The sequence below is a fragment of the Microbacterium sp. SLBN-154 genome (assembly GCF_006715565.1).
In the GTDB taxonomy this organism is placed as follows: Bacteria; Actinomycetota; Actinomycetes; order Actinomycetales; family Microbacteriaceae; genus Microbacterium.
This window is the reverse complement of record NZ_VFNL01000001.1, coordinates 205,013-231,217: the sequence shown is the minus strand read 5'-3', so window position 1 is coordinate 231,217 and position 26,205 is coordinate 205,013. Positions and strand designations below refer to the sequence as shown.

26 protein-coding genes are annotated in these 26,205 nt (G+C 64.4%); 13 read left to right on the top strand and 13 right to left on the bottom strand.

From position 1 onward, the window contains the following. Nucleotides 1–264 precede the first annotated feature (264 nt). Entirely contained in the window at nt 265–1,239 is a 975-nt protein-coding gene (locus FBY40_RS01175; protein WP_141935732.1) for a zeta toxin family protein, read from the bottom strand. Further along, entirely contained in the window at nt 1,236–1,481 is a 246-nt protein-coding gene (locus FBY40_RS01170) for a hypothetical protein (protein WP_141935730.1), read from the bottom strand. The genes FBY40_RS01175 and FBY40_RS01170 overlap by 4 nt, the downstream gene beginning before the upstream one ends. Before the next feature lie 41 nt (nt 1,482–1,522). Between FBY40_RS01170 and FBY40_RS01165 the strand changes: the two genes are divergently transcribed. Both FBY40_RS01165 and FBY40_RS01160 read left to right on the top strand, forming a co-directional pair. Then, a complete protein-coding gene (locus FBY40_RS01165; protein ID WP_327437025.1) occupies nt 1,523–1,999 on the top strand; it encodes an ArsR/SmtB family transcription factor in 477 nt (158 codons plus the stop codon). Further along, nucleotides 1,996–2,646, top strand: coding sequence for a cation transporter (locus FBY40_RS01160; RefSeq protein WP_141935728.1), 651 nt, complete (start codon nt 1,996–1,998; stop codon nt 2,644–2,646). Before FBY40_RS01165 ends, FBY40_RS01160 begins: the two co-directional genes overlap by 4 nt. 79 nt (nt 2,647–2,725) lie before the next feature. On the opposite strand, the gene FBY40_RS17240 is transcribed toward FBY40_RS01160, so the two are convergent. Next, a complete protein-coding gene (locus FBY40_RS17240; protein WP_160141324.1) occupies nt 2,726–2,923 on the bottom strand; it encodes a hypothetical protein in 198 nt (65 codons plus the stop codon). 675 nt (nt 2,924–3,598) lie between these two features. On the opposite strand from FBY40_RS17240, the gene FBY40_RS01155 reads away from it, so the two are divergent. Both FBY40_RS01155 and FBY40_RS01150 read left to right on the top strand, forming a co-directional pair. Further along, nucleotides 3,599–3,877 (top strand): hypothetical protein, encoded by a 279-nt coding sequence (locus FBY40_RS01155; RefSeq protein WP_141935726.1) that lies wholly within the window; start codon nt 3,599–3,601, stop codon nt 3,875–3,877. Between the two features lie 5 nt (nt 3,878–3,882). After that, the gene (locus tag FBY40_RS01150; protein ID WP_200829905.1) at nt 3,883–4,737 is read left to right on the top strand and encodes a hypothetical protein; all 855 of its coding nucleotides are present in this window, start codon (nt 3,883–3,885) and stop codon (nt 4,735–4,737) included. 192 nt (nt 4,738–4,929) lie between these two features. On the opposite strand, the gene FBY40_RS01145 is transcribed toward FBY40_RS01150, so the two are convergent. Then, nucleotides 4,930–5,697, bottom strand: a complete 768-nt coding sequence (locus FBY40_RS01145; protein WP_141935722.1) for a YfbU family protein — start codon at nt 5,695–5,697, stop codon at nt 4,930–4,932. 488 nt (nt 5,698–6,185) lie between these two features. On the opposite strand from FBY40_RS01145, the gene FBY40_RS01140 reads away from it, so the two are divergent. Continuing rightward, the gene (locus tag FBY40_RS01140; protein ID WP_141935720.1) at nt 6,186–9,005 is read left to right on the top strand and encodes an NACHT domain-containing protein; all 2,820 of its coding nucleotides are present in this window, start codon (nt 6,186–6,188) and stop codon (nt 9,003–9,005) included. Between the two features lie 633 nt (nt 9,006–9,638). Next, entirely contained in the window at nt 9,639–12,392 is a 2,754-nt protein-coding gene (locus FBY40_RS01135) for an AAA family ATPase (RefSeq protein ID WP_141935718.1), read from the top strand. Nucleotides 12,393–12,956: 564 nt separating this feature from the next. Here the strand turns inward: FBY40_RS01135 and FBY40_RS01125 are convergent. Next, nucleotides 12,957–13,199 carry a hypothetical protein gene (locus FBY40_RS01125; RefSeq protein ID WP_141935713.1) on the bottom strand — a complete coding sequence of 81 codons (243 nt, stop codon included), beginning with the start codon at nt 13,197–13,199 and terminating at the stop codon, nt 12,957–12,959. A 333-nt stretch (nt 13,200–13,532) separates the two neighbouring features. Here FBY40_RS01125 and FBY40_RS01120 point away from each other — a divergent pair, with 333 nt between their 5' ends. From FBY40_RS01120 to FBY40_RS01100, 5 genes are all read left to right on the top strand, one after another. Further along, a complete protein-coding gene (locus FBY40_RS01120; RefSeq protein WP_141935712.1) occupies nt 13,533–13,739 on the top strand; it encodes a hypothetical protein in 207 nt (68 codons plus the stop codon). Between the two features lie 3 nt (nt 13,740–13,742). Further along, on the top strand, nt 13,743–14,201 hold the full coding sequence (locus FBY40_RS01115) for a hypothetical protein (RefSeq protein ID WP_141935710.1): 459 nt from the start codon (nt 13,743–13,745) through the stop codon (nt 14,199–14,201). A gap of 16 nt (nt 14,202–14,217) precedes the next feature. After that, the gene (locus FBY40_RS01110; protein ID WP_141935708.1) at nt 14,218–14,667 is read left to right on the top strand and encodes a hypothetical protein; all 450 of its coding nucleotides are present in this window, start codon (nt 14,218–14,220) and stop codon (nt 14,665–14,667) included. Nucleotides 14,668–14,882: 215 nt separating this feature from the next. Then, nucleotides 14,883–15,866: a DNA adenine methylase gene (locus FBY40_RS01105; protein WP_200829904.1), complete on the top strand. Its 984-nt coding sequence runs from the start codon at nt 14,883–14,885 to the stop codon at nt 15,864–15,866. Then, nucleotides 15,866–16,708 carry a hypothetical protein gene (locus FBY40_RS01100; protein ID WP_141935704.1) on the top strand — a complete coding sequence of 281 codons (843 nt, stop codon included), beginning with the start codon at nt 15,866–15,868 and terminating at the stop codon, nt 16,706–16,708. Before FBY40_RS01105 ends, FBY40_RS01100 begins: the two co-directional genes overlap by 1 nt. On the opposite strand, the gene FBY40_RS01095 is transcribed toward FBY40_RS01100, so the two are convergent. Then, the gene (locus FBY40_RS01095) at nt 16,696–17,010 is read right to left on the bottom strand and encodes a hypothetical protein (protein ID WP_141935702.1); all 315 of its coding nucleotides are present in this window, start codon (nt 17,008–17,010) and stop codon (nt 16,696–16,698) included. The two genes, FBY40_RS01100 and FBY40_RS01095, sit on opposite strands and share 13 nt — an antisense overlap. On the opposite strand from FBY40_RS01095, the gene FBY40_RS01090 reads away from it, so the two are divergent. Both FBY40_RS01090 and FBY40_RS01085 read left to right on the top strand, forming a co-directional pair. Then, complete coding sequence (locus FBY40_RS01090) at nt 17,009–17,332, top strand: transposase (protein WP_141935700.1); 324 nt, start codon at nt 17,009–17,011, stop codon at nt 17,330–17,332. The genes FBY40_RS01095 and FBY40_RS01090 overlap by 2 nt on opposite strands. Next, on the top strand, nt 17,268–17,771 hold the full coding sequence (locus tag FBY40_RS01085) for an NUDIX hydrolase (protein WP_141935698.1): 504 nt from the start codon (nt 17,268–17,270) through the stop codon (nt 17,769–17,771). Before FBY40_RS01090 ends, FBY40_RS01085 begins: the two co-directional genes overlap by 65 nt. Nucleotides 17,772–18,188: 417 nt before the next feature. Here FBY40_RS01085 and FBY40_RS01080 read toward each other — a convergent pair whose 3' ends face one another. The 7 genes from FBY40_RS01080 to FBY40_RS01050 form a co-directional block, all read right to left on the bottom strand. Further along, the gene (locus FBY40_RS01080; protein ID WP_160141322.1) at nt 18,189–18,659 is read right to left on the bottom strand and encodes a single-stranded DNA-binding protein; all 471 of its coding nucleotides are present in this window, start codon (nt 18,657–18,659) and stop codon (nt 18,189–18,191) included. An 11-nt stretch (nt 18,660–18,670) separates the two neighbouring features. Continuing rightward, a complete protein-coding gene (locus tag FBY40_RS01075; RefSeq protein WP_141935694.1) occupies nt 18,671–19,027 on the bottom strand; it encodes a hypothetical protein in 357 nt (118 codons plus the stop codon). Between the two features lie 517 nt (nt 19,028–19,544). Next, complete coding sequence (locus FBY40_RS01070) at nt 19,545–21,368, bottom strand: type IV secretory system conjugative DNA transfer family protein (protein WP_141935692.1); 1,824 nt, start codon at nt 21,366–21,368, stop codon at nt 19,545–19,547. Continuing rightward, nucleotides 21,365–22,960 carry a hypothetical protein gene (locus FBY40_RS01065; RefSeq protein WP_141935691.1) on the bottom strand — a complete coding sequence of 532 codons (1,596 nt, stop codon included), beginning with the start codon at nt 22,958–22,960 and terminating at the stop codon, nt 21,365–21,367. Before FBY40_RS01065 ends, FBY40_RS01070 begins: the two co-directional genes overlap by 4 nt. Beyond that, entirely contained in the window at nt 22,960–24,453 is a 1,494-nt protein-coding gene (locus FBY40_RS01060; RefSeq protein ID WP_141935689.1) for an SCO6880 family protein, read from the bottom strand. Before FBY40_RS01060 ends, FBY40_RS01065 begins: the two co-directional genes overlap by 1 nt. After that, a complete protein-coding gene (locus FBY40_RS01055) occupies nt 24,450–25,895 on the bottom strand; it encodes a hypothetical protein (protein ID WP_141935687.1) in 1,446 nt (481 codons plus the stop codon). The genes FBY40_RS01060 and FBY40_RS01055 overlap by 4 nt, the downstream gene beginning before the upstream one ends. Then, entirely contained in the window at nt 25,895–26,188 is a 294-nt protein-coding gene (locus tag FBY40_RS01050; protein ID WP_141935685.1) for a hypothetical protein, read from the bottom strand. Before FBY40_RS01050 ends, FBY40_RS01055 begins: the two co-directional genes overlap by 1 nt. Nucleotides 26,189–26,205: the final 17 nt, after the last annotated feature.

Genomic DNA, 26,205 nt, shown 5'->3' with positions numbered 1-26,205 from the left:
TCCGGGAGACTAGCCAGGCGTAGATGAGGGCCGGAGCCACCGACCCGATGTGCCCGTTCTCTATCGCGAAGTACGACCATCGCTCCGAACGCGAGACTGTAGCGGTCGCGCACGGCTCCGTTCCCGACGCTCACTCTTTGCAGACTCCGCACGACGCTGCGCGCCGGCTCCGTTTAGCAACCGTTCGCTCCCGGGCACTGCGCCCTGCCCGACCGCTAGGCGAGCTGTTTATCGGATCGAGGGGGACGACTGAGAAAAAGGTGCCTACAGCGACGGCCCACCACGTGACGGTGCGGGCGACACCACTGGCCCGGCTTCTTCGATCGGCCCAATCGACCGAGCGGATTCTGGTAGCTCGCGCGAGAGCGCGTCGATCTCAGACCGCAAACGCATCACCTGGTCGACCGCAAAAGACGAATCGGGTGGCACAGGCATCCGCGGTAGAACCTCCGTCAGCGCGAGCTCGTGCAGCTCGATGAGCACTTCAGTTACGGGTGGCGCGAGTTCACGCGCGCGTTTCGCGAAGTCGGTAATCGCGCGTAGCTCCCCGAACCATCGGGCACCCTCGAGGACCGAAACTGGTGCAGCGTGTGCCACCTCGATCGCCTCGGCGACGCCGGCCAACCGATCCTGGTGGGTGGCATCGAATAGTCGCCGGCCGGTCTGATCGAGCACAGTCACTCGGTCCAGGTCAGCCGCATCCTCGGCTGCCCGGGCAAGCGCTTGGGTGCCGGCGAAGCCGCGGTCATGCGCGGCGCGATCCGTGAACCGGGCCGGTAGTCGCAGACGGCGAGCGTTCAGGAAGCGGGAGGCTGTTGCCAACAGACTTTCGTGACGTGGAGTGGCGACAATCACAAGGTGCGTTGAGAACCCGTCCGTCTTGAAAGCCGCGGCCGTGGCGATCGCAGGCGCCGGGGTGCTCGCGCTCGTTGTGAACTGCAGCGACCGCCGGGTAGTGCGCGCGTAGTCGAGGGTCGCGCCGATCCACTCAGCCACTCGCGGGGCCATAGCCGCAGGGGCGTCCAGTGGGCGCCAAGTGGCGAGCTCGAGAAAGTCCGGATGGAACGCGGCAAAGTCCTCGGCGGCGACGCTGGCAAAACTGGGGGCGTGCTCGCTTGGTAGGGCGTGAACCAGACTCTGTGCTCCCGCGCCCGGTTGTCCAACGACGAGCATGAGCTCCGGCGTGGGGCTCGGTTCGGTACCGGCGAAGATCAGCGGGACCGGGTTGATGCCGCTCATGGTCCCAACTCGGCAGCGCGTTGAGACAACGAAGAAGCAAGCGTTGTAGCGGAGGTCGCATCTCGCGGATCGACTTTCCTCAACCCGCGACGCACCCTGATGATCTCATCCGACGCGGCCGAATTGCCGTCCGCAGCAGCCTCCGTTAGGCGCGCGATCACGAGGTTGGTGAGGTCGGTGAGTGCGTCGAACTGCGCAATGGTGCCCAAGAGCCAGCCGGATGGTGTGGCGGGCGGACGCATGGCCCCAAGTGTAGGCGCGAGCCACTCTTCCGCCGGAGTTCGTGATCTCGGAGAGCCGCGATCCGGATCCGCGCGGCCGCAAGCCCATCAGTAAACGGGCGGTGCGCGATGATTGCACCTCTGCGCGCGATCGCGGGATTCACCGTCGCTGCCGGATAGTTCACGATCGGCTGTATTATTTCAGAATGCTGTCGGCAACTGCCTCCCATTCCGCCGCCGTCTCCAGGCTTGGTCACGCCCTGTCGGACGCCACGAGGTCGAGCGTGCTGCTGGAACTGCGGGATGGTCCCGCGTATCCGTCGGACCTCGCCGACCGGATCGGGGTGTCGCGGCAGGTGATGTCGAATCAGCTGGCGTGTCTGCGCGGGTGCGGCCTGGTCGAAGCGGTGATCGAGGGCCGTCGGGTGTCGTACCGGCTCGCGGACCCCCAGCTCGCTCCGATGCTAGGCAGACTTCTGCAAGTGGTGTTGTCAGTGCACCCGGACTGCTGCGCCGGCGAGGGGTGCACCTGCGCATGAGTGTTCCGAAGCTTACGCAGGAACGTAATGGCGTGCTGCAGCGACGCATCCGATGGATCGTGGCGGCCACGATCGGCTACAACCTCATCGAAGCCGTCGTCGCGATCACCGCCGGTGCAGCGGCATCGTCGGGAGCGTTGATCGCGTTCGGGCTGGACTCCACAATCGAGGTGCTCTCCGCGGCCGCGGTGGCGTGGCAGTTCACCCGCCACGACCCCGAGCGATGGGAGAAAGGCACCCTCCGGGTGATCGCGGTGGCGTTCTTCGCCCTCGCCACATATGTGATCGTGACGTCGCTGTCCGCGCTCGCCGGCCGGGTCGGAGTGGAGCACAGCCCGGTAGGCATCGTGATCACGGCGGTGAGTGTGCTGATCATGCCGGTGCTGTCCTATGCCGAACGCCGCGCCGGTCGGGAGCTCGGCTCAGCGACGGCCGTAGCGGATTCGAAGCAGACCCTGATCTGCACATACCTGTCTGCCGCGGTACTCGCGGGACTGATCCTCAACTCCCTGCTCGGCTGGTGGTGGGCCGACGCGATCGCCGGACTCGTCATCGCCGGCTTCGCGATCCGCGAGGGCATCGAGGCATGGCGAGGCGACGCCTGCGCCACCTCCGTCGGAATGATCCTCGAAGACGACGAGCACTGACCATGCCCAATCGGGCGATTGCGCGTAAATGGTTCGTGGAGGGCCTGAGAACCAGGCGCCCGCACATTCAGCCCTGATGTCAGCTGCCGCTACTGCCCCCGCTGGCTGCGTCTGCACGGCGCAGTAAGAATCGGACGAGCAGGATGACGCCGGCGAAGATCGCAGCGACGATCAGGACCGCGACAACCACCGCTAGCACGAGACCGAGGGTCAGTAGAAGTCGCGTCACACCGAAAGCATGTAGTTGCAGGCTCGATGCGGCAAATCCGCCGAACATCCTCGATCCCTAAGCGAGCGATGCCCAAATGCCAGGGGTCCAAAGAGCATCGCCGCATCGCTGGAGAGAATTACATTTGTGTAACTCGCAGGTGGTCACGTCGTGCCAGATTGGGTCTCAAAGGCCACTGCATGCCCGTAGGGGCGCGTACGGCCGCCAACATGACTTCTGAGGTCACATGACCATTCTCCGAACTCAGGGCGGCGTATGTCGGTTGCACGCACTAGACTGCGAGTACACAAACAAAGCCCCGATCGGCTATCGCGAGCGGAGCTCTCAAACGGCAGATCGGGGCTGAGTTGTCTGTGATGGGACTTCTCGACTCTAAAGGCTCCATGGCCTTTACGCGAGCTGGGACGCACGTTTCGTTCGGGTGTATCTGCTTCCTCATTAGTCGGAGAGGAGCGCGCACCATGGCGAAGTCGTCGCGGTCGTCCAAGCCCTCGAAGGCCGCGCTGAGCAAGGCGGGCAAGACGCTTGCGTCGAACTCGTCGAGCAAGCCGGCCAGGTCAAAGGCTGGCTCGACGCTCGGCAAGGGCTAGAGCAGTTGAGGAGGGTCGGCGAACCCGATGTCGTCGACCCATCCTGCGCTGGACGATCTATCGCGACTCGCACTCGGTGCGCGCCGCTTCGCATCATCGACTCCTACGCGGGGCGAGAAAGCGTTTCAGCACCATGAAGATTTCATCCAACCTCGACGAACGTGAGTTTCGACGAGCGATCGAGTCACAGGTTCAGGCCGGAGCGGGCGAGTTAGCCGCGGACTGGAGCCGTCAGCTCGAGAACCTTCGGGCACAGCTGGCTGGCCATCCGGTCGAAGAGATCAAGCCTCACCTCCAGGCACTCTTCCGTCGTGGCGGGGGAACGATCTCCGATCCGGAACTTACGGACTGGGCCCAGCTCATCTCGGACAACACCCGCATCACCTTCGAGCCGGAGAAGATCCGGTGGTGAGGCGGGTGAATCTGTCTCAGCTGAAGAGTCAGCTCCGGCAGATTGAGCAGAAGCAGCGCCAGGCGATTAGCAATTACAACCAGGCGGCGCGCAAGCTCAATCAGGCGGTGAACAACTACAACAGTGCTGCGCGCGCACATAACGCTCGAGTGCGTGCGAACCAGCAGCGGCTCAACCAGGAGCTCGCTCGCCTTCGTTCGCAGCCGACCTCTACGCGCTATCCCCGGTACACCTCGTCCGTGCAGACAGTGCAGACGTCGTTCCGACGCGTCGAGGCAACCGCGGAATCCGGATCCTGGGCAGATGATCGGGGCCTGTTCGACCTCGCTGAGAGCGAAGCGGCTAACAGTGCGGCGGCGCTCAACTCGCTACTCGCCGCGCCGGAGTCCGAGTCCGACGAGGATGCGCGTCTTCGCAATACGGTGCTGACGAGCGAACTGAACGATATTGATCCAGATCTCGATAACCGGTGGCGCGGCGCACTGTTCTCGCTAAGCCCGAGGAACCCGGATGCGGCACGACATTTCTGCACCAGTGCTCGCGAGATTCTGACGAGCATTCTCAGCGATCGTGCTCCTGATGCCGCCGTCAAGCAGGTGTTGCCGGGGTTCGCGCCTACGCCGAACGGCGGGGTGTCGAGGCGGGCGAAGATTCACTACCTGCTGCGGCAGACCGGAAACGACGTGGATGGGCTCGCAGAGTTCATCGACGACGACATCGACAGCGTTGTCGCGCTGTTCGATGACTTCAACGGCGGAACGCACGGGCCCGCTGGCCGATTCGACTTTGCCCAGCTGGCAGCGCTCAAGACCCGCGTCGAGGGCGCGATTCAGTTCCTGCACCGCATCGTCGTGCACTGAATTCACGTAGAAGGGGCCACCGCCGATCGGGAGGTGGCCCCTTCTACGCCCGATGCTTATCCCTATCCGCGCAATGCTCGATTGACCGACGAGACAGCGAGCCTGGACACGCCCATTGCGATCTCGTTCTTGCGCGACGCGAGATCCCTTGCTGGCGGCCCGGGCGGCGGGGCATGCGATCGGGCAGCCACTCTAGCGACGGCCGCGATTCGACGGATGAGTCTGCGCATCGGATAGCCGCTTCAGCTCGTCAAGGCTCAAGAAGTAGGCGTCACGCGCGTAGCGATTCTTCCTGCCATCCATGATGCGGCGGTACTCCGTCAGCATGCGCATGTAGAGGTCAAGCACCTGCATGTGAGAGTTCCCGTTGTCACTCTCCTCGATTTGAGGCAACAGCTCAGTCCAATGCTTCCCGTCGCGTGTGAGGAACGCGACGTACCTCGCCATGTGTGCTTCCAGGGAGTCGTTGTGATCAAACCCTCTGAAGCTCAGGCTGTACAGCAGTTCCTCGTCTATTGAGGCCCCGCTTTCTAGCAAGCGCTGGATGCTGAATGTGATGATCCTGAACATGTCGAGGATGTCGACGACGCGGTCGCTGTCACGCTTCGACAGCTCCGTCTCGAAGCCTGCGACTTCGAGCCAATACTGCCCAGTGAACCCAGACTCGAGGATCTCCGCCTTGTTCAGCTGATACTCCTCGTCACCGTCCTCACCGGCTGCGTCTTCGGGGAGGACTCGCGCCAGGATGCGGTGCAGGAGCGAGAGCGTGAGTCTATCCCGGAGGGAAAAACTGTCTGGCGCGGGCTGATCACCATGACGCGCAGACCTCTCATCTACCGGCACCACCGCTTCGAGCAGCAAGTCGCGAACATACTCGCTGAGACTGGCCCCCTGGTCCTCGGCGATCTCTTTGAGTCGCTCGTAGACATGATCATCCACGCGCACATTGAGCATTGCCATGTCCGTATCCCTTTCATGTATTACATGTACGTGTTACCGTAACCCACGGTACCACGGCATCCAGTCAAACCGTTGTAACTGCTGGCCAGACCAGCGGACATGTGGTGTCTCGAGTTCGAATCCCCGGAACGGGCAAGCCGCCCCCAGCGGAGTGACTGCCATGAGTGGCGTGGAATTGCATCCGTGCCGCGATCCGGATTCGCAGGCAGAACCGACCAGGGGCGTGATAGCCCTGGCCGTCCCGTTCCATTGCGCGCCGCGATAGATGAAGCTCTATGCCTACTCGAGCCAGCCGCCTGGAGGACGTCGCGGCCGGCACGCGGAATCACAGATCGCCCATGCGGAGACGGTGATGGTAGTGCGAATGGCGGGTGTCGTCATCACCTCCCTGGTCACGCTGCATCGCGGCGAAGTGGTGGAAGCCCGTTACGCGGGCGCGAGCAGCGCGGGTCGCAGTGACGACTCCCACAAGGCGCGATGATGTACCCGTGGATTACTCGTTCGCCTCCTTGGGGTCCGACGGATTTGAGCAGATGGCCCAAGCGTTGGCCATTGCAGAGCTTGGCAACAATGTCAGACCATTGGGCCGCGGACGCGATAAGGGACGAGACGCCTACTTTCGGGGCGAGGTCCAGCACCCCGCATCCAACGGTGCGGGCAACTGGAATGGCTATGGTGTCATCCAGGCAAAGCACCTCGCCCGTGACGTTGACACGACCGCGAACACCGCGTGGGTGAAGAAGCACATCGCGAGCGAGCTCAAGAAGTGGCTTCCCGGCGAGAATGGCGAATCACCCGAGCGAGATGATCCGCCACAGTTCTACCTTCTGATGACAAATGCGACCTTGTCTCCGGAAGGTTACGACGCCTGCGTCGAAGAACTGCGCTCCTACGCGGGCAAGCTTCGAATGAAGGACGTCGATCTGTGGAGTGCGAGCGGCATCAGCCGATTACTTGATGACCACGTCGGTGTCCGGCAAACATATCTGCACTTCGTGGTTCCCGGGGACGTGATCGCCGCGCTCATGAGCGCGTACTCGGTCGAGGAATACCACGACCTTGGGAGGTGGATCAGCGCGAATACGGCCGTCGAGCTCGGGGATCGCCAATGGACCCGCTTGGGCGAGTCAGGACTGGAGAGCGACGAACGGCTCCGTCTCGCTAACGTGGCGATCGACGTGCCCAGTCTTATCGTCGATCCTGAGGTCGAACGGGACGTCTGGGCATCGGCGGCAAGTGTCGCGCACGTCGTAGAGCGGGCGAGCGCGCTCGCCCGGCGCAGCAGCGAACCAACGTTCCGGGGGTCGCTCATCATCGGCGGCCCGGGCCAGGGCAAGAGCACGATCGCCCAGCTCATCTGTCAGCTTCACCGTGCTGCGCTTCTTGACGGCAACGCCGCTCTGATGACTGATCAGCAAAAGCTTGTCACCGAGATCAAGGCTGCAGCTTCTCGTGTCGGCTTCAGCCTCCCCGACTATCGCCGCTGGCCCGCATACATCGAGCTTTCTCAGTTCGGCGACGAGATAGCCAAGGACGAGAGCCTGTCAATCCTCCGCTACATCGCGAGCCGAGTGCGAGTTCAAGGCGAACGTCTCACAACGGCGCAACTCCTCCGCTGGAGGCGCATGTGGCCCTGGATCGTCGTCCTGGACGGGCTTGATGAGGTTGCTCATCCGCGCACAAGAGAGCACGTGGTTCGCGCCGTCAACGAGTTCCTCACAGACTGCAATGTGGCGGACGCTGATGTTTTCATCGTCGCGACGACTCGACCTCAGGGCTATCACGGCGAACTCGATGGATTTGAGCTTGAGCAACTAGAGCTGCAACCGCTCAGCATCAGCGAGGCTCTCAGTTACGGTACGAAGTTGGCCGATGCGCGTCATGCACAGGATGCGATCGCGCGGGAAAGGGTGCTGGAGAGGCTGGCTCAAGCGGCAACAAGCGACACTACTCAACGGCTGATGACTACGCCGCTGCAAGTCACGATCATGTCGACGCTCCTCGAGCGTCTAACGCGCGTCCCTGATACCCGGCATGCACTGTTCGATGAGTACTACAGCGCTATCTACGCCCGCGAAACTGGCAAGGCCGGCTTCCTCGGCGACATCCTCGCCCGCTTCAAACACGTGATCGACTATGTGCACGAGCAAGTCGCGCTCTATCTCCATGTGCAGGCGGAGCGGCCCGGGTCGGCTGAGGCACTCCTCCTGGAGGCCGACCTTGAGATGCTCATTTTCGAGCGACTTGAGCAGGACGAACATGAACAGCATGAGGCGCGGAGACTGGTTGCAGAGCTAATCAGGGCGGTTCGGAACAGAGTCGTCCTTCTAGTGGGTCTACGCGGCGACTTGGTCGGGTTCGAGGTTCGAAGCATCCAGGAGTACCTAGCCGCCCGCGCCATCACGAGCGGGGCCGAAGAGACGGTGCTGGATCGATTGGAGCTACTAATACCGTCGTCGCACTGGCGAAACACGTGGCTGTTGGCGGCCGGCCGCTTGCAAGGGCACAGCAACCCGCAGCTTGTAGACGCACTCCTCACACGGCTCGAGAAGGCAGATCTTGCGTCCGCGCTTTCGATAGAGATAGGGCCCGGTCAGCGCCTCGCGTTGGACCTCCTTGAAGATCAGTTCGCCGCCGCAATTCCGCGGATTCGGCGGCTGCTGCTACGCAGAGCGCTGGGCGTGTTGGACCACTGGGGCGATCAATCGATCAGGAAGCTCTCGCAAACGGGGGCCATCGAGGTGGGTTCGGGAAAGGAAGCGTTCGAGCTGGTCCGTACTGCTGTTCGGCGTGGTCTTCAATCCACTGGTCCGGCCAGATCCACCACAGTTGCCCTGTTGCTCTCCTGGCAAAGAGCAACAGCAGCTGCCGGCACCCTTGCGAACTCTGAACTTGCTCAGGCGCGAGGATGGCGGCCGACCAGGGATGTTCGTCGGCCAAAGCGACGGATCGACCTCGTCATCGCCGCGGTAGGAGACTTCGCGGGGATAGATGTGGATGTTCGCGAATCGGTCGAGCGAGCGCTGCGATCCCTCAGCCGCGTATCCGTCTTGCTCGAACTGACGGCGGCTGAAGTCGCGACTCAAGCCCGTCGAAATGATCTGCAGCTCCTGCCGAGAGTTACGAGAGCTTTCCAAGACCCGGCAGTTCGCGACTGGATGATTGACGCGTCCACCCGCCTCACAGAGTCGGAGGGGGCCGCAGCGGTCTACATACGGCAATACCTACTCAGCGCGGCCGAATCGGAGCCAGTCGGGTGGCACCCCCTGATATCGCAGCCTGGGGTTGGCCTCTTCCCTTCAAGCTAGCGTTACTTCGACCGAAACGGCTGTCATCCCAAACACGCAGGGTTCATTCGTTCATTGGTCACGGCGCGACAGAGTGGAATCACCGAGACCGTTCTCGCGAACGCAGCCATTACACCTGGGCGCAAGCCGGTCGCTCACCGCACGGTCCCGTGGCGGGCGCGCTAATCCCGTAGGCAGTCCCCGGCCATAAACGTATGACCCGAACGGAGCATTGACCGATCAGGGTGCGGCATGCGGGCGTTGAAACCTCTTGCCGCCTTTCTCCCTTCCCAGGAGACTTCGGTCGGCTAGATTACCCCGCCGCTGGCGGGCGACTGAGGGGAGGAAACACCGGGATGTTGCTCACCACGACGATGCGGCAGGTGTGGCACGCGTAGGCAGTGCCCGCATCCCGCAGCACGGCCCCGCACTCGGGGCAGTGCGGGGCCACCCCGTCTGCAATCGGGTCGTCGACCATGAGATCGAAACCCTAACAGCCGGTCGGACATCGACGCTCATGCGCCCGACGGCAACCCGAGGTCCGAAACACCGCCCCGGCCAGTGCCGCCCCATTGACCAACCAGAACAACGATGCACGCAGGCACTTTACGTGAATCAGTGTTGCAGTATCGCAAAAATAGGTAACCTCGGATTATGCGTGGCGGGCTCGAGAGATGGAAGCGGGGCGTCGAGTCTCACGGCATCCGCTCCGCGATCGCCTACGCGCTGACAGGAGGATGTGACGCCTCAACACGGCTGGCGCGGGGCGTCGACGCGTTGACGGAGTACGGCGGTAAGGCAGTGGTCACCCGATTCACTGTTGCTGGCGGGAGTGTCGCCGCCGACCAGCTGAATCGTCCTCAGCTTGCCGACTGGGTCGACGGGCGCGACCCGCTCACCGGCGAGCGCCGCGGCCGCGAGCTCCTGTCACCCGAAGCCGATCTCGTGCTCGACGGCACGATCAACGCCCCGAAGTCGTACAGCCTGGTCGCGCTGCTGCATCCAAAGCTGGCAGCCGAGTTCGAAGCCCTGCAGGACCGCTTGCGGCATCGCATCATCACCACGTGGCAGCGTGAGCTAAACGCTCGTCGAGGGGCGGGCGGCAGCATCCGACAGCCACTCCATCAGATCGAGGTTGTGGAGCTCCAGCATCGGCGGTCACGGGCACTCGATCCGCACGTGCACCGGCACCTCTGGCTCAGCGTCAAGGTGCTCGGCGAGGACGGGAAGTGGTCGAACGTTGACTCTCGCGTGGCGATGCGGTTGCACACGCTCATCAACGCTGAGGGTGATGTCGCGGCCCGCACGGATCCCGAGTGGATATCCGCCCTCGCGCGACACGGCTACACGCTCGGCGCCGACGGGGAAGTCGTGCAGGTCGCACACGCCGTGCCGGCCCTGTCACGACGGTCGAATCAGATCGAAGCGAACCGCGCGGCACTTCTCGCCGAGTGGCGCGACGAGCACTCGGGACAAGAGCCCAGCCGCGACATCCTGCAGCAGATCGATCGTCAGGCGTGGGCGAGGGGGCGGCCCAGCAAGCCGAAGGGCCTGAAGGAGGATGCCTGGGAGCAGACGGTCCGCGATGAGTTGGCCGCGATCGACCCCTGGCTGCTGGCGGACCGCGCGTCCGTCGCGGTGCGGGCTGTCGACGTCGAGAGCATCGATCTCGATCTGTTAGCCGCGCGAGCGATCGTGGACGCCGATGACCGGTCGGCGGGCTATGGCGGGCGCGTTAGCTTGTTCGATCTCCGCGCGGGAGCGACGCGTGCGGTCGCGGCATCCGGGGTCGTCGCCCACCGTCACGCGCTTCAGGCGACGATCGACGCTGTCGTATCGCGTTCGCTCGCTCACACGGTCGACCTGCTCGACGACGCGGTAGACCGGCCTCAACACGTCAAGGGGTACATGGCGGCGCTCACCGCTGCGCTCAAGGTCGAGCTTGCCCGCCGGTTCGACTCGCTCAACATCGTTGGAGCCGCGCTGTCACCCGAGGCGATGCGACTGGTTTCCGAGTCAGAACTACCGCCAGGCGTCGTCCTCCAGTCCGGCCAGGCAAAGGCCGCTGGTGCCATCGCCGGCACTGACCGGCTCGTGACCATCACTGGACCGGCTGGCACAGGGAAGACGACGATGCTCCGTGTCGCACACGCCGCACTTATCCTCCAGCGTCGTGGGCTCATCGTTGTGGCGCCGACTCGGAAGGCGGCTTCGGTCGCCGGACGCGAGGTCGGTGCACCCGCCTCGTCGGTACACGCGCTGCTTGCCGACCATGGATGGCGCTGGGGGCGCGACGTCGCTGGAGCGGAAGCCTGGACACGCCTCATCCCCGGCAAAATCGACCCCACCACGGGCGCTCCCTACCTGGGATCGACCCGCTACCAAATCAACCAGGGCGACCGCATCGTCATCGACGAAGCCGGCATGCTCGACCTCCATACGGCCAACGCCCTCGCCGCGCTCGCTCACGAGACTGGCGCCGGTCTTGCGATGGTGGGTGACCATCTCCAGGCCATGCCCGTGGGCCACTCGGGTGCCATGGCGACCATGGCTCGCCGAAGCGGTTCTGTCGTCGAACTCAGCGCGGTTCATCGCTTCCGCGATCAGGATTACGCGGCGCTGACACTTCGGCTCCGAGAACCGGGATCGATGGATGCTGCGCTCGCCGTCGCCGCCGAATTGGACGATCGAGGACTCATACACCGGGTCGATGACCAGAGCGGTGCCCATAACTTGATGACCGAGGGATACTTCCGCTGGGCTGGTCAGCACAAGCGAGTGGCGCTCGTCACTGCAACGAACGAGGAAGCAAACGCCGTCAACGACGCGATCCAGCAGCGGCGGCTGGACCTAGGCCAGCTGAGTCTCAACCGGGTGGCCGTCGGACGCGGCGAGCAACGACTGCTCGAAGGCGACGTCGTGCAGACACGCCGCAACGACAGGGCCACGGACGTAGAGAATCGCGCGGTCTGGACGATCCGTCGCATCCGTCCCGGCAGCATCGACCTCGTCAGCCTCACCGACAGCGCTGACATCCGTCGCATCTCCACTGACTACGCTGCGTCGCACGTACACCTGGCCTACGCGTCCACCGTCCATGGGATTCAGGGCGAGACGACCGATGCGTCGATCGTCGGTCCGGGCGTGGATGCGTCGGGGCTGTATGTCGGAATGACCCGGGGTCGCGCTCACAATGAGGCGATCGCGATTGCCCGGACTAGGGATGCCGCCGTCGCGGCCATCGCGGAGAGCATGACGCGAAGCCCGATTGAGGTGTCGATCGAAGACTCCCGCGCGTTGGCGATGACAGAGTTGCGGCGGGCGGCGCGATTCTTTGGCGCAGAAGCCCCCGACGTCCTCGGCGGAAGGACGACGTTGCGAAGCGGGCTCGCGTCCGGGCTGTCGTGACCCAGAACCACGCAATCGCTCCTACTTCCGCTCCGGAGAGCGGCGGCTGACGGCGTTGCGCCACACAACGACGCTTCGCCGACCGCCGGCAGCTTCCCATTCCACGATGACGACGCGGTCGTTCCATCCTGCAGCTTGGGCCGGGATGCGGGAGGCGGGTTCATCTGCCCACGAAATCCACGCCCATACTTCGGGGAGCCGTCCGCGCGGTGCCCACTGGATCGGTTGCGGGCCGTACGCGTTGCTCCCGAGTGTGCAGGCCCGCCGACGTGTCGTGCTCTGCTGGATGCGCTCATCGTTGAGCGCGTCGTAGTGCGCCTCATAGCGACGGTTCTTCGTCACCCCAGACCGGGTTCCTTCCTCCGGCCGAGAGAAGAAAGTCGAATCGAGGATACGTCAGGTCGCCGACGAGCGATCGCTGCGTGCGGCGGTGAGCAAGCTCACGTGAGGCAGGTACGCCAGATCGCACGAGCGGCAGACAAACCCGCCCGCAACGTCATGCAGCGCCGTCCCACAGTCAGGGCAGGCCGGCTGGGGTGCGTGTTCGAACTCGTCCATCGGCGCTCAGGGATGGTGACCGTACTTGACCCGTGCGGCGCGCATCGTGCGCTGCTCCACCAGCCCCATCACGATCAGCCCGATGGTGGCGAGAACCAGACAGATCCATCCGCCGACGCCCGCCCACGCGCCCGCCAGGGCAGCCGGTGCCAGCTGCACCGCGAACGCTCCGACAAAAAGGGCCAGACCGAACCAGACCATGCCGTTCGATATCGCCGCGGTCCTCGCGATCCGCGCCCGCTTGCTCATGAGCCCAACCTCCCACCGCACAGACCCACTGTCTACCAAGTCACAGTGACTCCGAAGCGCCTCCCGCGCGAACTGTGGAAGGCAGCCGGCCCACGGCCGGCTGGACGAGCCGCTACGCGGCGCTGTCTTTGGTTCCCAGGGTCGAGCCGGAAACTCCGAGCCTATGCGAGCTCCACCGCCTCCGTTCCCTCCGGTCGCTCTTTGCAGACTCCACCCTCCGCTGCGCTCCAGGCTCCGCTTAGCAACCGCTCCCTTCAGGCACTACGCCGCCTCCGCCCGCACCGGCACTACGTGTCCGGCCCGACGCCGGGAAAACGGTGAGGAGAAGAAGAGATGACACGAAGCATCTTCAGCACAGTTCGAACGATCGTGAGCGTGAGAGAGGACGGGCAGTCAGACACTGGGCGGCTCATCGTCCGCCGCGAGGACGACCTGAACCAGCACGGGCGGGAGGGCTACACCCTGACCCATACGTTCACCATCACCACCCCCGAGACGATCACCGTCGTCGACACCCTGCAGAAGACCATCGAGGACTGACCCGTGAGCGAGCCGCACCCCACCACCACCGTGCGGCTCGCTCCGCGCGCCAGCCTCGTCGCTCTCTGGGACGCCGCCGAGCGCGTCAGCGCCGCCGCGAACCACGGGGACCACGCCACGGACGACAGCGTGCGCCGCGAATGGGCCGCTATCGACGCTGAACTCACCGCGCTCGGCATCCCCACCTACGACCGTCACGGCCCGTCCGGTCCCGGCCGTGCATGGTGGACCGCTCAGAACACCAATGGCCGGATCATCGGCGTTTGGGCCGAATCTTACGAAGAAGCCGTCATCCATCTCGGCGCTGCCCACAACGCCGACATCACCTGGTGCGCAGCCGACACCGACCGCGACGTCCGCAACCGATACCCGCGAGGGAAGCAGGGCGAACCGTGCATCCACCCCGTCACCGACGAACCCATCCCCGGCCCGTCCTACGCACCCCTGACCACCCTGTTCTGAAAAGAGGAGCACTCCCGTGACTGAATCCGACACGCCCACTTCCACCATCAACGCGCACGTCGAGCAGGTCGCGGCGCTCTTGCCGTTCCCGGTGGAGCTCGACGCCGACATGGGCGGCACGTTCGCGCTTCAGATTGACCTCGGACAGCGCGGGGGAGTGGACGACCCCCACGACACCGCCGGCATCGACCCCGACAACCCCTGCTGGTGGATCGACATCGAAGGAGGCGAGAAGACCTTCATCTCCGACTACGGCCTCGACGCCGATTCCGCTGCCGTCGCCTCCTGGATCGCCCGCGTAGCCAGCGCGGAGAACTGCCCTGCCGCGGGGTCTCGGCCCGAGCAGCGCGTCCGGTCGATTCTCAGCGCGTCGTTCTCAACGGACGCCGCTGCCTCCGGGCCGGTTGCGCAGCAGCCCCAGATCGAAGCTCCACGGCCGCCTACGAGAGACACCTACGAGCGATGACCCGCATGGATGTCACGAGAGAGGCACTCTGCAGCCCCAGAACTGCCATCGCCGTCAATCCACGGTTCGCTGACGGTCCCTGCGAGACTGCTGGTATGCCACCCCGTGTCCCGGCCCCCGCAACGTCGGAGACCGCCACGCCGCGCCCGTTGAAGCGAACGCTGAAGAGCTCGGAGGTTCTCGCGCGTGCGCAGTCATTCCCTCGGCTTCGGTATATGGGCAGCAAGTACGCGCTTCTCCCACATCTCGAACGTGTATTTGCGCAGGTTGGAGGAACCACCGCGGTCGATGCTTTCTCGGGCTCGGGTGTGGTTTCTTACCTCCTCAAAGCGCAGGGTTTCGCGGTCACCAGCAACGACTTCATGAACTTCAGCTCCACCGTTGCTCGCGCCACCGTGGAGAACTCCCGAGAGCTTCTGCCCCTGGACGTCGTGAACAAGATCTGCGGACCGGCTGCCGACGACCGTGATTTCATCAGCCGCACGTTCCAAGACCTTTACTTCACCGCCGAAGACCTGGAGTTCCTCGACTCCGCGTGGTCTCACATCGACGATCTCCCGGGTTATCAGCGTGACATCGCAATCGCTGCACTCGTCCTCTCTGCTGCGCGCAAGCAGCCCAGAGGGGTGTTCACCTTCACCGGAACCCGCTATTCGGACGGTCGACGCGATCTGCGCCTCTCTATGCGCGACCACTTCGCTGAGCGAGTCGCGGAGTACAACGCGACAGTGTTTGATTTGGGAACGACGAGCACCGCGGTGTGTGGTGATGTGTTCGACCTGGGAGCTGAAGCTCCTGATCTCGTTTACCTGGACCCGCCCTACGCGCCTCCGCGGGATGACGCGGACTACATGAAGCGGTATCACTTCCTCGAGGGCCTGAGCCGGTACTGGCGTGGAGTCCAAATCATGGAGCACACCAAGACGAAGAAGATCGAAAAACGCTTCACCCCGTTCGCCTACAAGAGAAGCATCGAGGATGCCCTCGCGCGCACGTTCAGGAAGTTTGAGGAAGCCGGCGCGATCGTCATGTCGTACTCGTCGAATGCCCTCCCCGGAGTTGACCGGATCGCCGAGCTTCTGCGGGAGGTCAAACCAAACGTCGAGGTGCAGGCAATCGATCACACCTATCACTTCGGTACTCACGCTTCCGCGACGCGGCGAAACGTGTCCGAGTACCTCTTCATTGGCCGAAGCTGATGGCAGCGGACATCCCCACGTTCGACCAATACATCGCGACCCTCGGAAGACTCACAGCACACATCGATGTGACGGCGTCGACGCCGGAAGCGGAAGAGATCAGAGACGCTTCGGACAGTCTGCTGGCACTCGAACCGTTGAATGCTGACACACTCGCCGAATGGGCCCGCGAACACTCCATCCGGGTACCCGTGCTCGGCCTCGTCGTCGGCTTGAGTCAGGAGCGCCTCAAGAACGTCCTACGCGACAGGTTCGACACAACCGGTTGGACGACTCTGGCGCGCACGCGCCCCACCGATCTCATCGAGTGGCTCGACGAAGACTTCGACCTGATCCGGCAGTTAGACCTTCAGCGCTCGAGACACTACGGACTCGGAGACATACTGATCGCCCGCGCCGGAACCCGGGTCACCGCAACACGGGCTGGCGCCTCGGGGCGCAAAGTCGAAGACGAGATAGAAGCCATAGCAGCTGGGCTGGGACTGCCCTACCAGACCCGCACCCGCTTCACCGGACGGAACAATCAGACCGCACCATGCGACCTTGTCGTGCCGGACACCGGTGACGCGCAGATCGTCGTCGCCGCGAAGGGGTTTGACAGCACCGGTTCCAAACTGACCGACGCGGTACGTGAGATCCAGGAGATGGCAGCGATCCGGAAGCCCTCCCAGTACGTCCTAGCGGTCATCGACGGAATCGGCTGGAAATCGCGCATCGCGGACCTACGACGCATCCACCAGCTCTGGGTAGACCGCGATATCGACGGGATGTACACACTCGCCACGCTTGACGTATTCCGAGACGACCTCGAAGAAGCAGCCCGACTCCGTCATCTGATGTAGACGCCGGACCTGTGCCAGCGCAGCGCGCGGCTGGCGATCAGACCGCCGACGAGCATGGATACAGCCGCTGTCGCCCACACGGCATTGGCGCGAAGATGACCGCGAAGGAACGGTAGAAGGAAAATCAGCTGGCCGGCAACCGCGAGCACTGTCACAACCACGCGCGTGCCCGTGAACAAGGCTAGGGATGCCGCAATCAATGAAGCCGCAGTGAGGCCGACGTACAGTGCCGTGATCGCCGTCATAGTGCCGGCTGATCTTGGCGTTATGAGAACCTGATCCGGAACCGCGTCGTTCACCATGTGCGCTCCTCGATCCAACAAAGGCTACCCATCCAAAACGAACAGAGCCTGGCTGCGGGAGCGTGGCATCGCGGCGACGATCCCTGAACGCGACGACCAGATCGCCCATCGCCGCAAGCGTCGTGGCGGGCCGATCGACTTCGGCGACGCGCAGCGAGACCGCTACCGCGGCCGCAACGTCGTGGAACGCTGCTTCAACAAACTCAAGCAATGGCGCGGCATTGCGATGCGCTCAGACAAGACCGCCCGCATCTACCATGCCGGCCTCTGCCTCGCAGCCACCCTCCACTGGATCACGAGCAGCAGGTCCCACCTGTTCTAGTGTCGATCGGGTGGCATCGATCAGAAACATCTCGGTAGGGCTCCCCGTCCGCTCAGGCCACGTGCTCCTGCTGGACGGATTTGACCGAGTGAAGGGCGCGGCATTCCATCGCGCGATCGGTGGCGGCATCGAGTTCGGCGAGACTGCCGAGGCCGCTCTGCGCCGAGAGTTCGCAGAAGAACTCGGCGTCAAGCTAGATGGCGTCAGGCTTCTCGCGGTGGTCGAGAACATCTTCGAATACGAAGGAGAGCCCGGCCACGAGATCGCCCACGTATTCGCCGTCGACTCAACCGATATCGATGCAATACCGCTCGATGCGCAACTCGAAGTCCTCGATGAAGGCAGTCCCGTCCGATGGGTGCCGATCGATGGCGTGAGCCGACCCTTCTACCCAAACGGAGTCGCCGAGGCCCTGAATGGGCTTACCCAACCAGCATGACAACAGCCACCCACCGGCTTTAGCAACACGGCCTAGAGCGGTCCTTCGCATCATCAGACACTCAGTAGGGACTGGGGGGCGAAGTTCGCGGTTCGCACCACGTCCGTCACAGATCTCGGACGCTATGCGTCTCGTATTCCTTCCCTATTGCGACGTCTCATTCACGAGTGTCGTTCGCGCAGCACGTACACCCTGAGCGGCTCGTGTAGGCGAGATCTCAGCGCAGTTCAGGTGATGTGCGAGTCTCAGAACTAAGTCTCGCTTCCCCATGCCGCCGACCGCGCTTCGCCGATGGTTCTGAGACACGTCGTAGCGAGAGAAGAGGCTCCTCAGCTGCGCTCACTGCTCAGGAGATTCTCAAGCGAAGAGCGGCGCGGGAGTACGATGACTCCCGCGCCGCTCTCCTGTCCTGATGGGTCAGCGCGCAACCCCAGCACCGGCGTACGAGGCCGGTGTTGCTACCGGCCCCGAGGCGTGAGTCTCGGGGCTAGTTGCTTTTGGGGCGCGTGCCACGTCGACGCTCGTGTATCTGAGTGAGGCGCCGACGGTGTCCGCGACGATGTCTCGCGTCTCGCGAGTCTGGCCGGTCTCCTTGTCTGTGTACGACCCGAACCGAAGATCGCCGGCGACGAGCACGCTGTCTCCCTTGCGGAGCGACTCGGAGACGTGGCGCGACTGCTGACTGAACACCACCACGCGGTGGTAGACCGTGCCTGCGTCTTCCCACCGACCTGTCGTTTCGTTGAGACGGCGGTCGTTGACTGCGACCGTGAAGCGGGCGTACTCGTTGCCCGCGTCACTTGCTCCGTGTTCAGGGTCACCGGTGAGGTTGCCCTCGATCGTGACCGGGATTTTCGTGGCCATCTTTCTTCCTTTCTGAAGTGGCACCGTGCGGTGCCTCAGTGAGCGTGGCTCTGTGTGATCCACGCGTCCCACTCCTCCTCAGCGGCCGCCTTCGGCCACGGGCGGGAGGGATGCTCTCTGTGTCCGTTGCTGCATCCGCCGGCGTATGCCTTCGCCAGCCGCTGCATCGCAAGAGCGAGCCGCTCGTGCCATCCGATCGGACCGTTGCCGCTGTCAGAGGGGTCATAGGCTGCTCGATGGGCGCAGTGGAGGGCCGAGATTTCCTCGACGAGCTGGCCGTGCCGGAACCAGCAGGGCGGAACGATCGTCTCGGCGACGCGGTATCGACGCACGAACCACTCGGTCCAATCACGCAATGCTGCCCACTCGCCGGGTGCCTGCTCGTCAGTCATGGTGCGCCAGTTCGTCGCACGTCCGCCGATCACCGCCGATGGCCCGCGGCTCGGCCGTGGGTAGTCATCAGGGAGCTGCGGCAGACCCGCCGCGTCGTCCGCGAATAGGCGGCTGGGCTCGTAGTCGTCGCCAATCACCGCGTCTCCTGGGAGTTGAGCGCCTCACGAATGCGCGCAGCAGCGATCGCGGTCGCGTCGCGCCGGTTGCGTTGGCGCGCAAGGACCGTGTCACGGTCGATCAGGCGATGGACAAGGTCGTGGCAAGTCGGGTGCATCGCCACCAGGTCTGCGTGCCTTTCCTGTGCCCGCCACCTCCCGGCGACGAGAGTCACCCCCGCGTAGTCCAGATGGTGAAGTTCGAGATCCGATGCGGATGCCGCGCCCCCGCAGACTCCGCACGTCGGGGTCCGCCCGCGGCGCTGTTCCGTCAGGAACCATCGATTTCGGCGGGCAAACCATGCCCGAGACCGGAGGAAATCGGACCGATAGGTGGTTAATCCCGTGACGCGACGATTGCTCATTCTCGCGCCTCGGTCTTCGCCCCGTCGTGAGCGGTGTGGCCTGTCACCGGTCGATTCGCGGCGTCGCGGAACACTCCCTGCTGCTCTTGCTCGGTCGCGCGCTTGCCGGACTGGATTGAGCGCGCGTCGCGGCGGTCGTCCCATCCGGCGAGGTCGAGGAGCACGCCACGGCGGTTGCGGTAGGCGAGGAGGCCGGTGGTCTGCGGCATCCGTCGAATCTCGTCGACTGACATGAGCGGTCGACGTTCGTGTTGTTCGCTGGTGTTGTGGCCGGCTTCGCGGGTCGACCACGAACGTTGGGTGCGCCGGGTATCGCGTGAGCCAAGCAGCGTTTCCACATCGCGAAGGTGGTCGACGTGGGACGCGCCGCCGAGCAGGACCTTCGCGGTTGCCGCAGCCCAGATGGTGTCGGCCTCGGCGCGAGACCACGCCGTCTCGGCTTGCGAGAGGGCCTGCAGGACAACGAAGGTGCAGATGCCTCGCCCGCCGCCGTCAGCCATCACACGCGGCAGGTTGCCCCACCGGAACATGTTGGCGATCTCGTCCAGGATCAGACCGAGCGGGAGAGCGAGACGCGAACCAGGTGAAGCGAGCGCGCGGACTCGAGCGACCTCGACGATGTCATCGACGATTGCCCCTAGGAACCCGCCCATTGCGGACGCGCCCGACGATGAGCCGATGAGATACAGGGTGTTCGAGGCCTGTAAGAACTCGCGCGCGTCGAACACGGGGTCGCCCGGCCGTGGCATGAGCGCGTCACGGATTTGGGGGACTGCGAGTGGGGCGACGGCGCCGGACACTCCGAACCAGATGGATGAGACGAGCTTGTCGTCGCCCGCGATCGTTGCCTCGAGGCTATCCGCCCACCCCGGCGCGCCCCCGTCGCGGAGATAATCGATCGCGTCACGGGCGAGGGTCGGGCTGTTGCCCCACGAGTAGAGATCGCCGATCGAGCATCCACCGACAGCCGCGGCATGCAGCAGCCGTCCGAGAACGACGCCCGAGGCCTGCGCCCACTCGGCGTTCGTCGACGAGGTGCCGAGTGCCGTCCCGGTGATGATCGCGGTGCCGCGCTGCATCGCCACGAGCGGGTCTTCGCACCCGGTAAGCAGGTTGATGCGGAGAGGGTGGCGGGTGCCGGAGAGCCCTTGGGGGTCGAAGACGTGCACATCGCCGCGGCTCTGTCGCATGCGCATCGAGGCGGTGAGGTTGTCGTTCGTCGTCGAGGTCGTGACCAGCGGGCCCGACCAGTCGAGGATCGCTGAGATCAACACTCGGTATCCCTTGCCCGAGCGCGGCGGCCCCTCGAGCGCAACGGAGTCTTCGATCGACACGTACACGTCCATGCCACGCGACTTCCCGACCCGCCATCCCACGTCGGACGGCAGCGGGTGCGTCAAATCGGGTCGCAGCTGACCAGCGCGCTTGAGAACGGCCCTCGCGGACAGGTGCTCGCGGATTTCACCCGTGCGCGCGAACCCGGGGCGCGTGCGCAGATCGGCAATGAAAGACGCATCCGACTGTTGGTACTGCCGAACCTTGACCAGGATGAGGATCACCAGCACGCCGACGGTGATCAGGGCGAGCGTGTCGGCGACGCGGATTTGCCAAAGGGGAAGCGCGCACCCGGCGGGCGCGGTGTAGGTTGACAGGTCGCCGGTGAGCGCGAGCCAGAGTCCGGAAAGCGGGCCCGACCCCAGACCCCGTTCGCCGCAAACCCAGTAAGTAATCGCGTCCGCGATGAAGGTCGTCGCCAGTCCCACCACGGCAACAACCGCAATGAGGATGGCGATCAGCTTGCCGAGCAGTCCCTGGTTCATCGCGCGTTCTCTCCCCGCCTGAGCGCTAGCCGGTCCGGGTCGTCCCGTGCTGCGTTCAGCCAGTCGGTGCCGAGCTCCGCGGCATCCATCAACGGAGCATTGGCATCGAGGTGGTCTGCGGTCTGCACAGCTTCGTCAGTCTTGAACAGCTCGTACTCCCAATCGGTGGACGTCGCGAAGCAGTCGACGAGGTAGGAGTATTGACCGACGTATGCGAGAAACTGTCCCTTAGCGAGCTGTCTCGCCATGTCGACATGCGGGGCCGGCATACTCAGGCGCTGGCGAAGGCTGGTCTGCTCCTGGTGGTTGACGCGGAAGATGAACTTGTTCTCGATGTCGCCGACGATCGAGTACGCGAGGTTACGTTCCTGCGAGTCGGCGTCGCCCACGGCGTCGAGATCGCCCATCTTGTGCAAGATGACGATGTTGCTGATCCCGTAGTGGCGCGAGAGCTTGAGCCACTGCTGATACATCTGCAGAGCAGCGAGAGAGGTCATGTCGCGCCATCCCTCTTCTCGGATGACGTAACGCGTGCGTTTCGCCGAACGGTCGGAGACGACCGCCTGGATCCACGCCGTCGTGCACACCTGGGTGAGCTGTGCCACGAGATCACCGCGCGAAAACAGCTCAGAGGTGTCGACCACAACGATTGGAGCATCCTGATCGAACGACACCGTGGATTCGTCCTCGAACAAACCCGACAGGTCGCCGTCAACGAATCGGCGTAGCACGAAGCGCGGCTGCACTGCGCCTTCGGAGAGCCGGAAATCGCCGCCGGTCTCGGCGACCATGAGCCCGAGTTGGTCGTAGACGCCACGGAGCGTCGGGCGGTCATTGGTGTCATGGATGCAGCGGCCAAGCGCTTCATGCATCGCCGCGTGCTCGACGGCGGTGAGGCGGGTCTTTCCCAGGGCCATCTCGACGAGGGCGATGAGTGTTGCGATGCGGCGTTGTCGGACCATCTGTTCGTGTTGGTCGTCTGTTGAGTTGCTGCGCCGGGGGCCACGGTCGAGCGGATTGAGCCGGGCGGAGGTGCCGTCGCCGAGACGGATGACGGTGCCACCAGGGATGGCGTCGGCGATGACGACCCACTCACCCTTCGCGTCAGAGGGGACGACGGCCTGGTGTCCGAATGCGAGTGACCGGGTGACCAGGGTTTTCACGGCGGCGCTCTTCCCTGCCCGGTAGGCGCCGAGCACGAGGATGTTGGTTGAGAACGATCCGCGCTCGGTGACGTCGGTATAGGACTCCCACGGGGAAAAGTGCCACAGGGAATCAGCGTTTAAGTCGACGCCGACGATGGGGCCACGCGAGCCGAGGCCAGCGTCGGCCACGAACGGGTAAATCCCTGCGATGTGCTGAGACGTCGCCTGATGGGGTGGAACGGAGGGACGAACGAGGTTCCAGTAATTGTCGTTTACCAGGCCGGGGCCGAATGGACCGGGGACGGCTGGCTCGGGGAGTCCACGCTCGCGTCGTGGAGGGCGGGCATCCGGGCGCCTATGTTCGGCGTCCCAGACGGCTCGTCGGAGGGCGCGGCGTTCCTCGTCGGTGAGGCCGGCCGGAGCAAAGACGACGGCACGGCGAGCCATCACTTCATCCCCAAGCCGATGGGCAGGGCATTCACCATGAGCGCTTCCGCCTGCTGGCAGTACAAGATCTGCGCCTCCATCCCCGCACGCGCGAGCGCGTTGCGCATGCCGGCGATGGCCTGGTCAAGGTGCTCTTCGTTCGGGGCGCTCACTGTGAGATATCCGCCGTACCGGAACTCGCCGTGACCTGCGACGATCTCCTCCTCTTGCTTCTCAAGGGCGGCCCAGTCCGCCGCATCCGCGGCAGATCCATCCGCGCCTCGCTTGGCGCGAAGCCGCTCGTTGCCGCGCCACACCTTCTTCTCGTCGCGGATGCGTCGCAATGCACTCGCCACGGGGACAGGAGTGAGAACAAGAGAGAAGATGTGGGTGACGGCCGCATGCGTGTGCGGATGCCGCGCGAACACCAGGGGGGCCACGAACCCCACCGGCGCGTCGGAGCGTGGCCACTCGTGAATCCACATGGTTGTGTGCACGCCGGAGTCGGAGCAGACGATTCCGTTTCGTCCCTTTGGCTCTTCCAGATACATGGGGCCGATGGCGGAGGGGTCTACGCCGCCACGGATGTCGGGCCGGTTCTGCACATTCGGCGCCGACTCCGGATCCATGGCTAGGCGGCTGAGCGCAGCGAGGTCACGCGAAGATAGCCAGCGCCGCACCTTGACCTTCGCCGACTGCAGGGCGTCGGCGAGATTGCTGGCCTCTAGCCGCGCGAGGTCGATGATCGCGTCCTTTCCACCCCCGAGTGCTTTCACCTGCGGAGCGAGAGAGACGAGGTCGAGGGTGAAGGTCAGGTAGTTGCGATGGGCGACCGCGAACCGCTCCGAGCGATTCATCACTTCCTCGTAGTTGGCAGCCGCGGGCGATGAGGGGTTGAGTCCTCGGCGGCTGACGACCGTGTCATAGTGGTCGCGCGCCGTTCGGATCGTCGTCGGGAGAGTGCGCTCCTGCAGGGTGATCCGCTTGATTCCGGCGCGCTGTGTGAACGAAGCGAGGACCTTGGACCACTGCTGCGCGAGATCAAACCGTTCTGGAGAGTCGTGCATGAGGAACCCCTGCACCTCGAGTTCGGCCGTCACTGACACGCTCCGGTCGTGGGGGTTGTAGACGCACGCGATGCCGTCGCTCTCCCAAAGTTGCAGTGACGCGCGCGTTCCGGGCAGGTTGAGCGTGCCCATGAGCTTGGGCTGCTCGGGCCGGAAGGTGTAGGCGGTCGCCCCCATCGCGTGGCGCACCTGCTTCATAGCCCACGTCCCCGCCATCCGAGGTGCCGAGATGCCGTGCACGGTCATCAGCGCCGTCGCGCCGAGTACGAGATAGAGAGGGGCCATCCACAACAGCCCGAGTGGCCCGAATCGATTGACGCTGATGAGGATGACGACGCCAGCGGCGGCGATGAATGCCAGCTGCCAGGGATCCATGCCGAGCACCACGCCTTGCCGTGATCGACGGGGGAGCCGGACTGGGCGGGTCAAGTCAGAGGTCGAAGTCATCGCGGACTCCTTTCAACGGGGCGCGGAGTTGATGGTGGTGCGGCGGGCTGCGGCCGCGCAGGTGACGTGGGTCGCGGCGTGGATGCAGCACTTCTTTCTGCTGGACCGCTTGTGGTCGTCGGGGCCGACGGCGTCGAGCCCGAACGTGTCTGAGGCCCTCGCGCCGAGGGTGCTGTGCCGGCTGTCGCACGCCCCCCACTCGTGCTTACCCCCGCAGGGGCCGAGCCGAGTCGGGTTGGCAGCTGCATGGCCGAGCGAGAGGCGGAGGAAGCGACCCTCCCGGCACCCGAGCCGAGTCGGCTGCCGATGCCATCCGCGGCGACCGCGCCAACGAAGCTGAACAGTCCAAAGATCGCAAACGGTGAAAACGCAACGAGGGCGAGTCCGATAAGCAGTGGCCACGCTTGCGGGTCCCAGATCGTCTTCACCGAAGCGAGCCCGTTGATGATGAGGGTGACGAATCCGACGGTCAACGGGCCGGTGAGCAGCAGAACGACAACCGCGGACACGTAGCGGACGACCCACTGCGGCCCGACCCCGCGGACGGGGAACAGCATCCATGCCACGGGCCCCACCGCGATCAGTGCGGCCAACACGATGTTGCGGAACGCGAAGACCAGCGCCAAGAGCAGCATGGCGATCAGCAAGAGGCCGTGGATGAGGAAGGCGAAGAAGTAGTTCGCTTGCCCGCCGGCCCACATGACGCTTTGCAGGGTCGTGAAGATCTCGAACGGGCCTTGCCCGCCGAGGATGTACCACGTCATGTCGTCGATCGCGTTCAGGAGATGCCCGGTGACCCACAGCGTGAGCGGAACCGCGGGGATCGCGATGAACGATCGGAGGAGTGCGCCGACGAGCTGCTCACGATCGCCGGAGACTATCGCCGCCGCGAACGCCCACACCATGGCACCGAAGAGCACCATGAGGATCGCCCACTGCCAGAACGACCATTCGCTGACCGCTGCTGTCCATAGCAACGTGCTCGTATCGAACTGCATATTCTGAGCGACGAGGAACATCATTCCGGTCGCGCTCAGCGCTATCCCTCGGCCGGCGTTCTCAAACGTGACGCACACGACGTCGCCGATGCTGCAGCCGTACGCAACGGTGATGGGCTTACCGCCCGACGCCTTGAGGGCATCAACATGCCCCTCGTAGGTCGTGCAGACGGTCGCGCGGGTCCCAACGGAGATGAGTCCAATCAAGCACTGCTGCGGTTTGACCAGTGACGGGTCAGTGGGAGTGCAGCTGATCTGTCCGCCGGCCTTGAGGCACTTGACCGGGTGTGACGGTGCCGACCACGTTTCGCCGGAGATTTCGGTCGCTGTCGTGGCGCGCGGGGACGCGGCATCCGCTTCGACTGCCAGCGCAGGCGACAGCGCGCCGACCGTGAGAGTCAGCCCGAGGGCCACCCCGGCCGCGATGGTGCGCCACAGCTTCATCAGAAACCGAAGTCGAAGTTCACAAACCAGGCGAAGAGCCCAGATGCGGCGCCGAGGACCGCGGCGGCTATGAAGATCCAGAGGATGTTCTCGCCGGCCCACGTGCGGACTCGGTCGGAGGCGAGGCCTCGGAAGGCAAGGGCCGCCCCGGCGATGATCAGCATGATCAGCACCACGAGCATCGCACCGGCGAGGATGTAGGACGCGATGACCTGGAATCCCTGGAAGAAGGGCGCAGAGAAGTCGGGTTGGATGTCGGGGATGTCGACGTCAGTCAGGACGATGCCGGTCACAGGGGGTTCCTTTGTTC

Bases quoted from the DNA above. Each gene is read 5' to 3' on its own strand.
- FBY40_RS01125 (WP_141935713.1), bottom strand. From the start codon at position 13,199: ATGAGCAAGCGGGCGCGGATCGCGAGGACCGCGGCGATATCGAACGGC.
- FBY40_RS01065 (WP_141935691.1), bottom strand. From the start codon at position 22,960: ATGGCTCGCCGTGCCGTCGTCTTTGCTCCGGCCGGCCTCACCGACGAG.
- FBY40_RS01075 (WP_141935694.1), bottom strand. From the start codon at position 19,027: ATGACTGACGAGCAGGCACCCGGCGAGTGGGCAGCATTGCGTGATTGG.
- FBY40_RS01060 (WP_141935689.1), bottom strand. From the start codon at position 24,453: ATGACTTCGACCTCTGACTTGACCCGCCCAGTCCGGCTCCCCCGTCGA.
- FBY40_RS01135 (WP_141935718.1), top strand. From the start codon at position 9,639: ATGCGTGGCGGGCTCGAGAGATGGAAGCGGGGCGTCGAGTCTCACGGC.
- FBY40_RS01070 (WP_141935692.1), bottom strand. From the start codon at position 21,368: ATGAACCAGGGACTGCTCGGCAAGCTGATCGCCATCCTCATTGCGGTT.
- FBY40_RS01170 (WP_141935730.1), bottom strand. From the start codon at position 1,481: ATGCGTCCGCCCGCCACACCATCCGGCTGGCTCTTGGGCACCATTGCG.
- FBY40_RS01085 (WP_141935698.1), top strand. From the start codon at position 17,268: ATGCCGGCCTCTGCCTCGCAGCCACCCTCCACTGGATCACGAGCAGCA.
- FBY40_RS01175 (WP_141935732.1), bottom strand. From the start codon at position 1,239: ATGAGCGGCATCAACCCGGTCCCGCTGATCTTCGCCGGTACCGAACCG.
- FBY40_RS01100 (WP_141935704.1), top strand. From the start codon at position 15,866: ATGGCAGCGGACATCCCCACGTTCGACCAATACATCGCGACCCTCGGA.
- FBY40_RS17240 (WP_160141324.1), bottom strand. From the start codon at position 2,923: ATGTTCGGCGGATTTGCCGCATCGAGCCTGCAACTACATGCTTTCGGT.
- FBY40_RS01145 (WP_141935722.1), bottom strand. From the start codon at position 5,697: ATGGCAATGCTCAATGTGCGCGTGGATGATCATGTCTACGAGCGACTC.
- FBY40_RS01090 (WP_141935700.1), top strand. From the start codon at position 17,009: ATGTGCGCTCCTCGATCCAACAAAGGCTACCCATCCAAAACGAACAGA.
- FBY40_RS01120 (WP_141935712.1), top strand. From the start codon at position 13,533: ATGACACGAAGCATCTTCAGCACAGTTCGAACGATCGTGAGCGTGAGA.
- FBY40_RS01095 (WP_141935702.1), bottom strand. From the start codon at position 17,010: ATGGTGAACGACGCGGTTCCGGATCAGGTTCTCATAACGCCAAGATCA.
- FBY40_RS01155 (WP_141935726.1), top strand. From the start codon at position 3,599: ATGAAGATTTCATCCAACCTCGACGAACGTGAGTTTCGACGAGCGATC.
- FBY40_RS01105 (WP_200829904.1), top strand. From the start codon at position 14,883: ATGGGCAGCAAGTACGCGCTTCTCCCACATCTCGAACGTGTATTTGCG.
- FBY40_RS01160 (WP_141935728.1), top strand. From the start codon at position 1,996: ATGAGTGTTCCGAAGCTTACGCAGGAACGTAATGGCGTGCTGCAGCGA.
- FBY40_RS01055 (WP_141935687.1), bottom strand. From the start codon at position 25,895: ATGAAGCTGTGGCGCACCATCGCGGCCGGGGTGGCCCTCGGGCTGACT.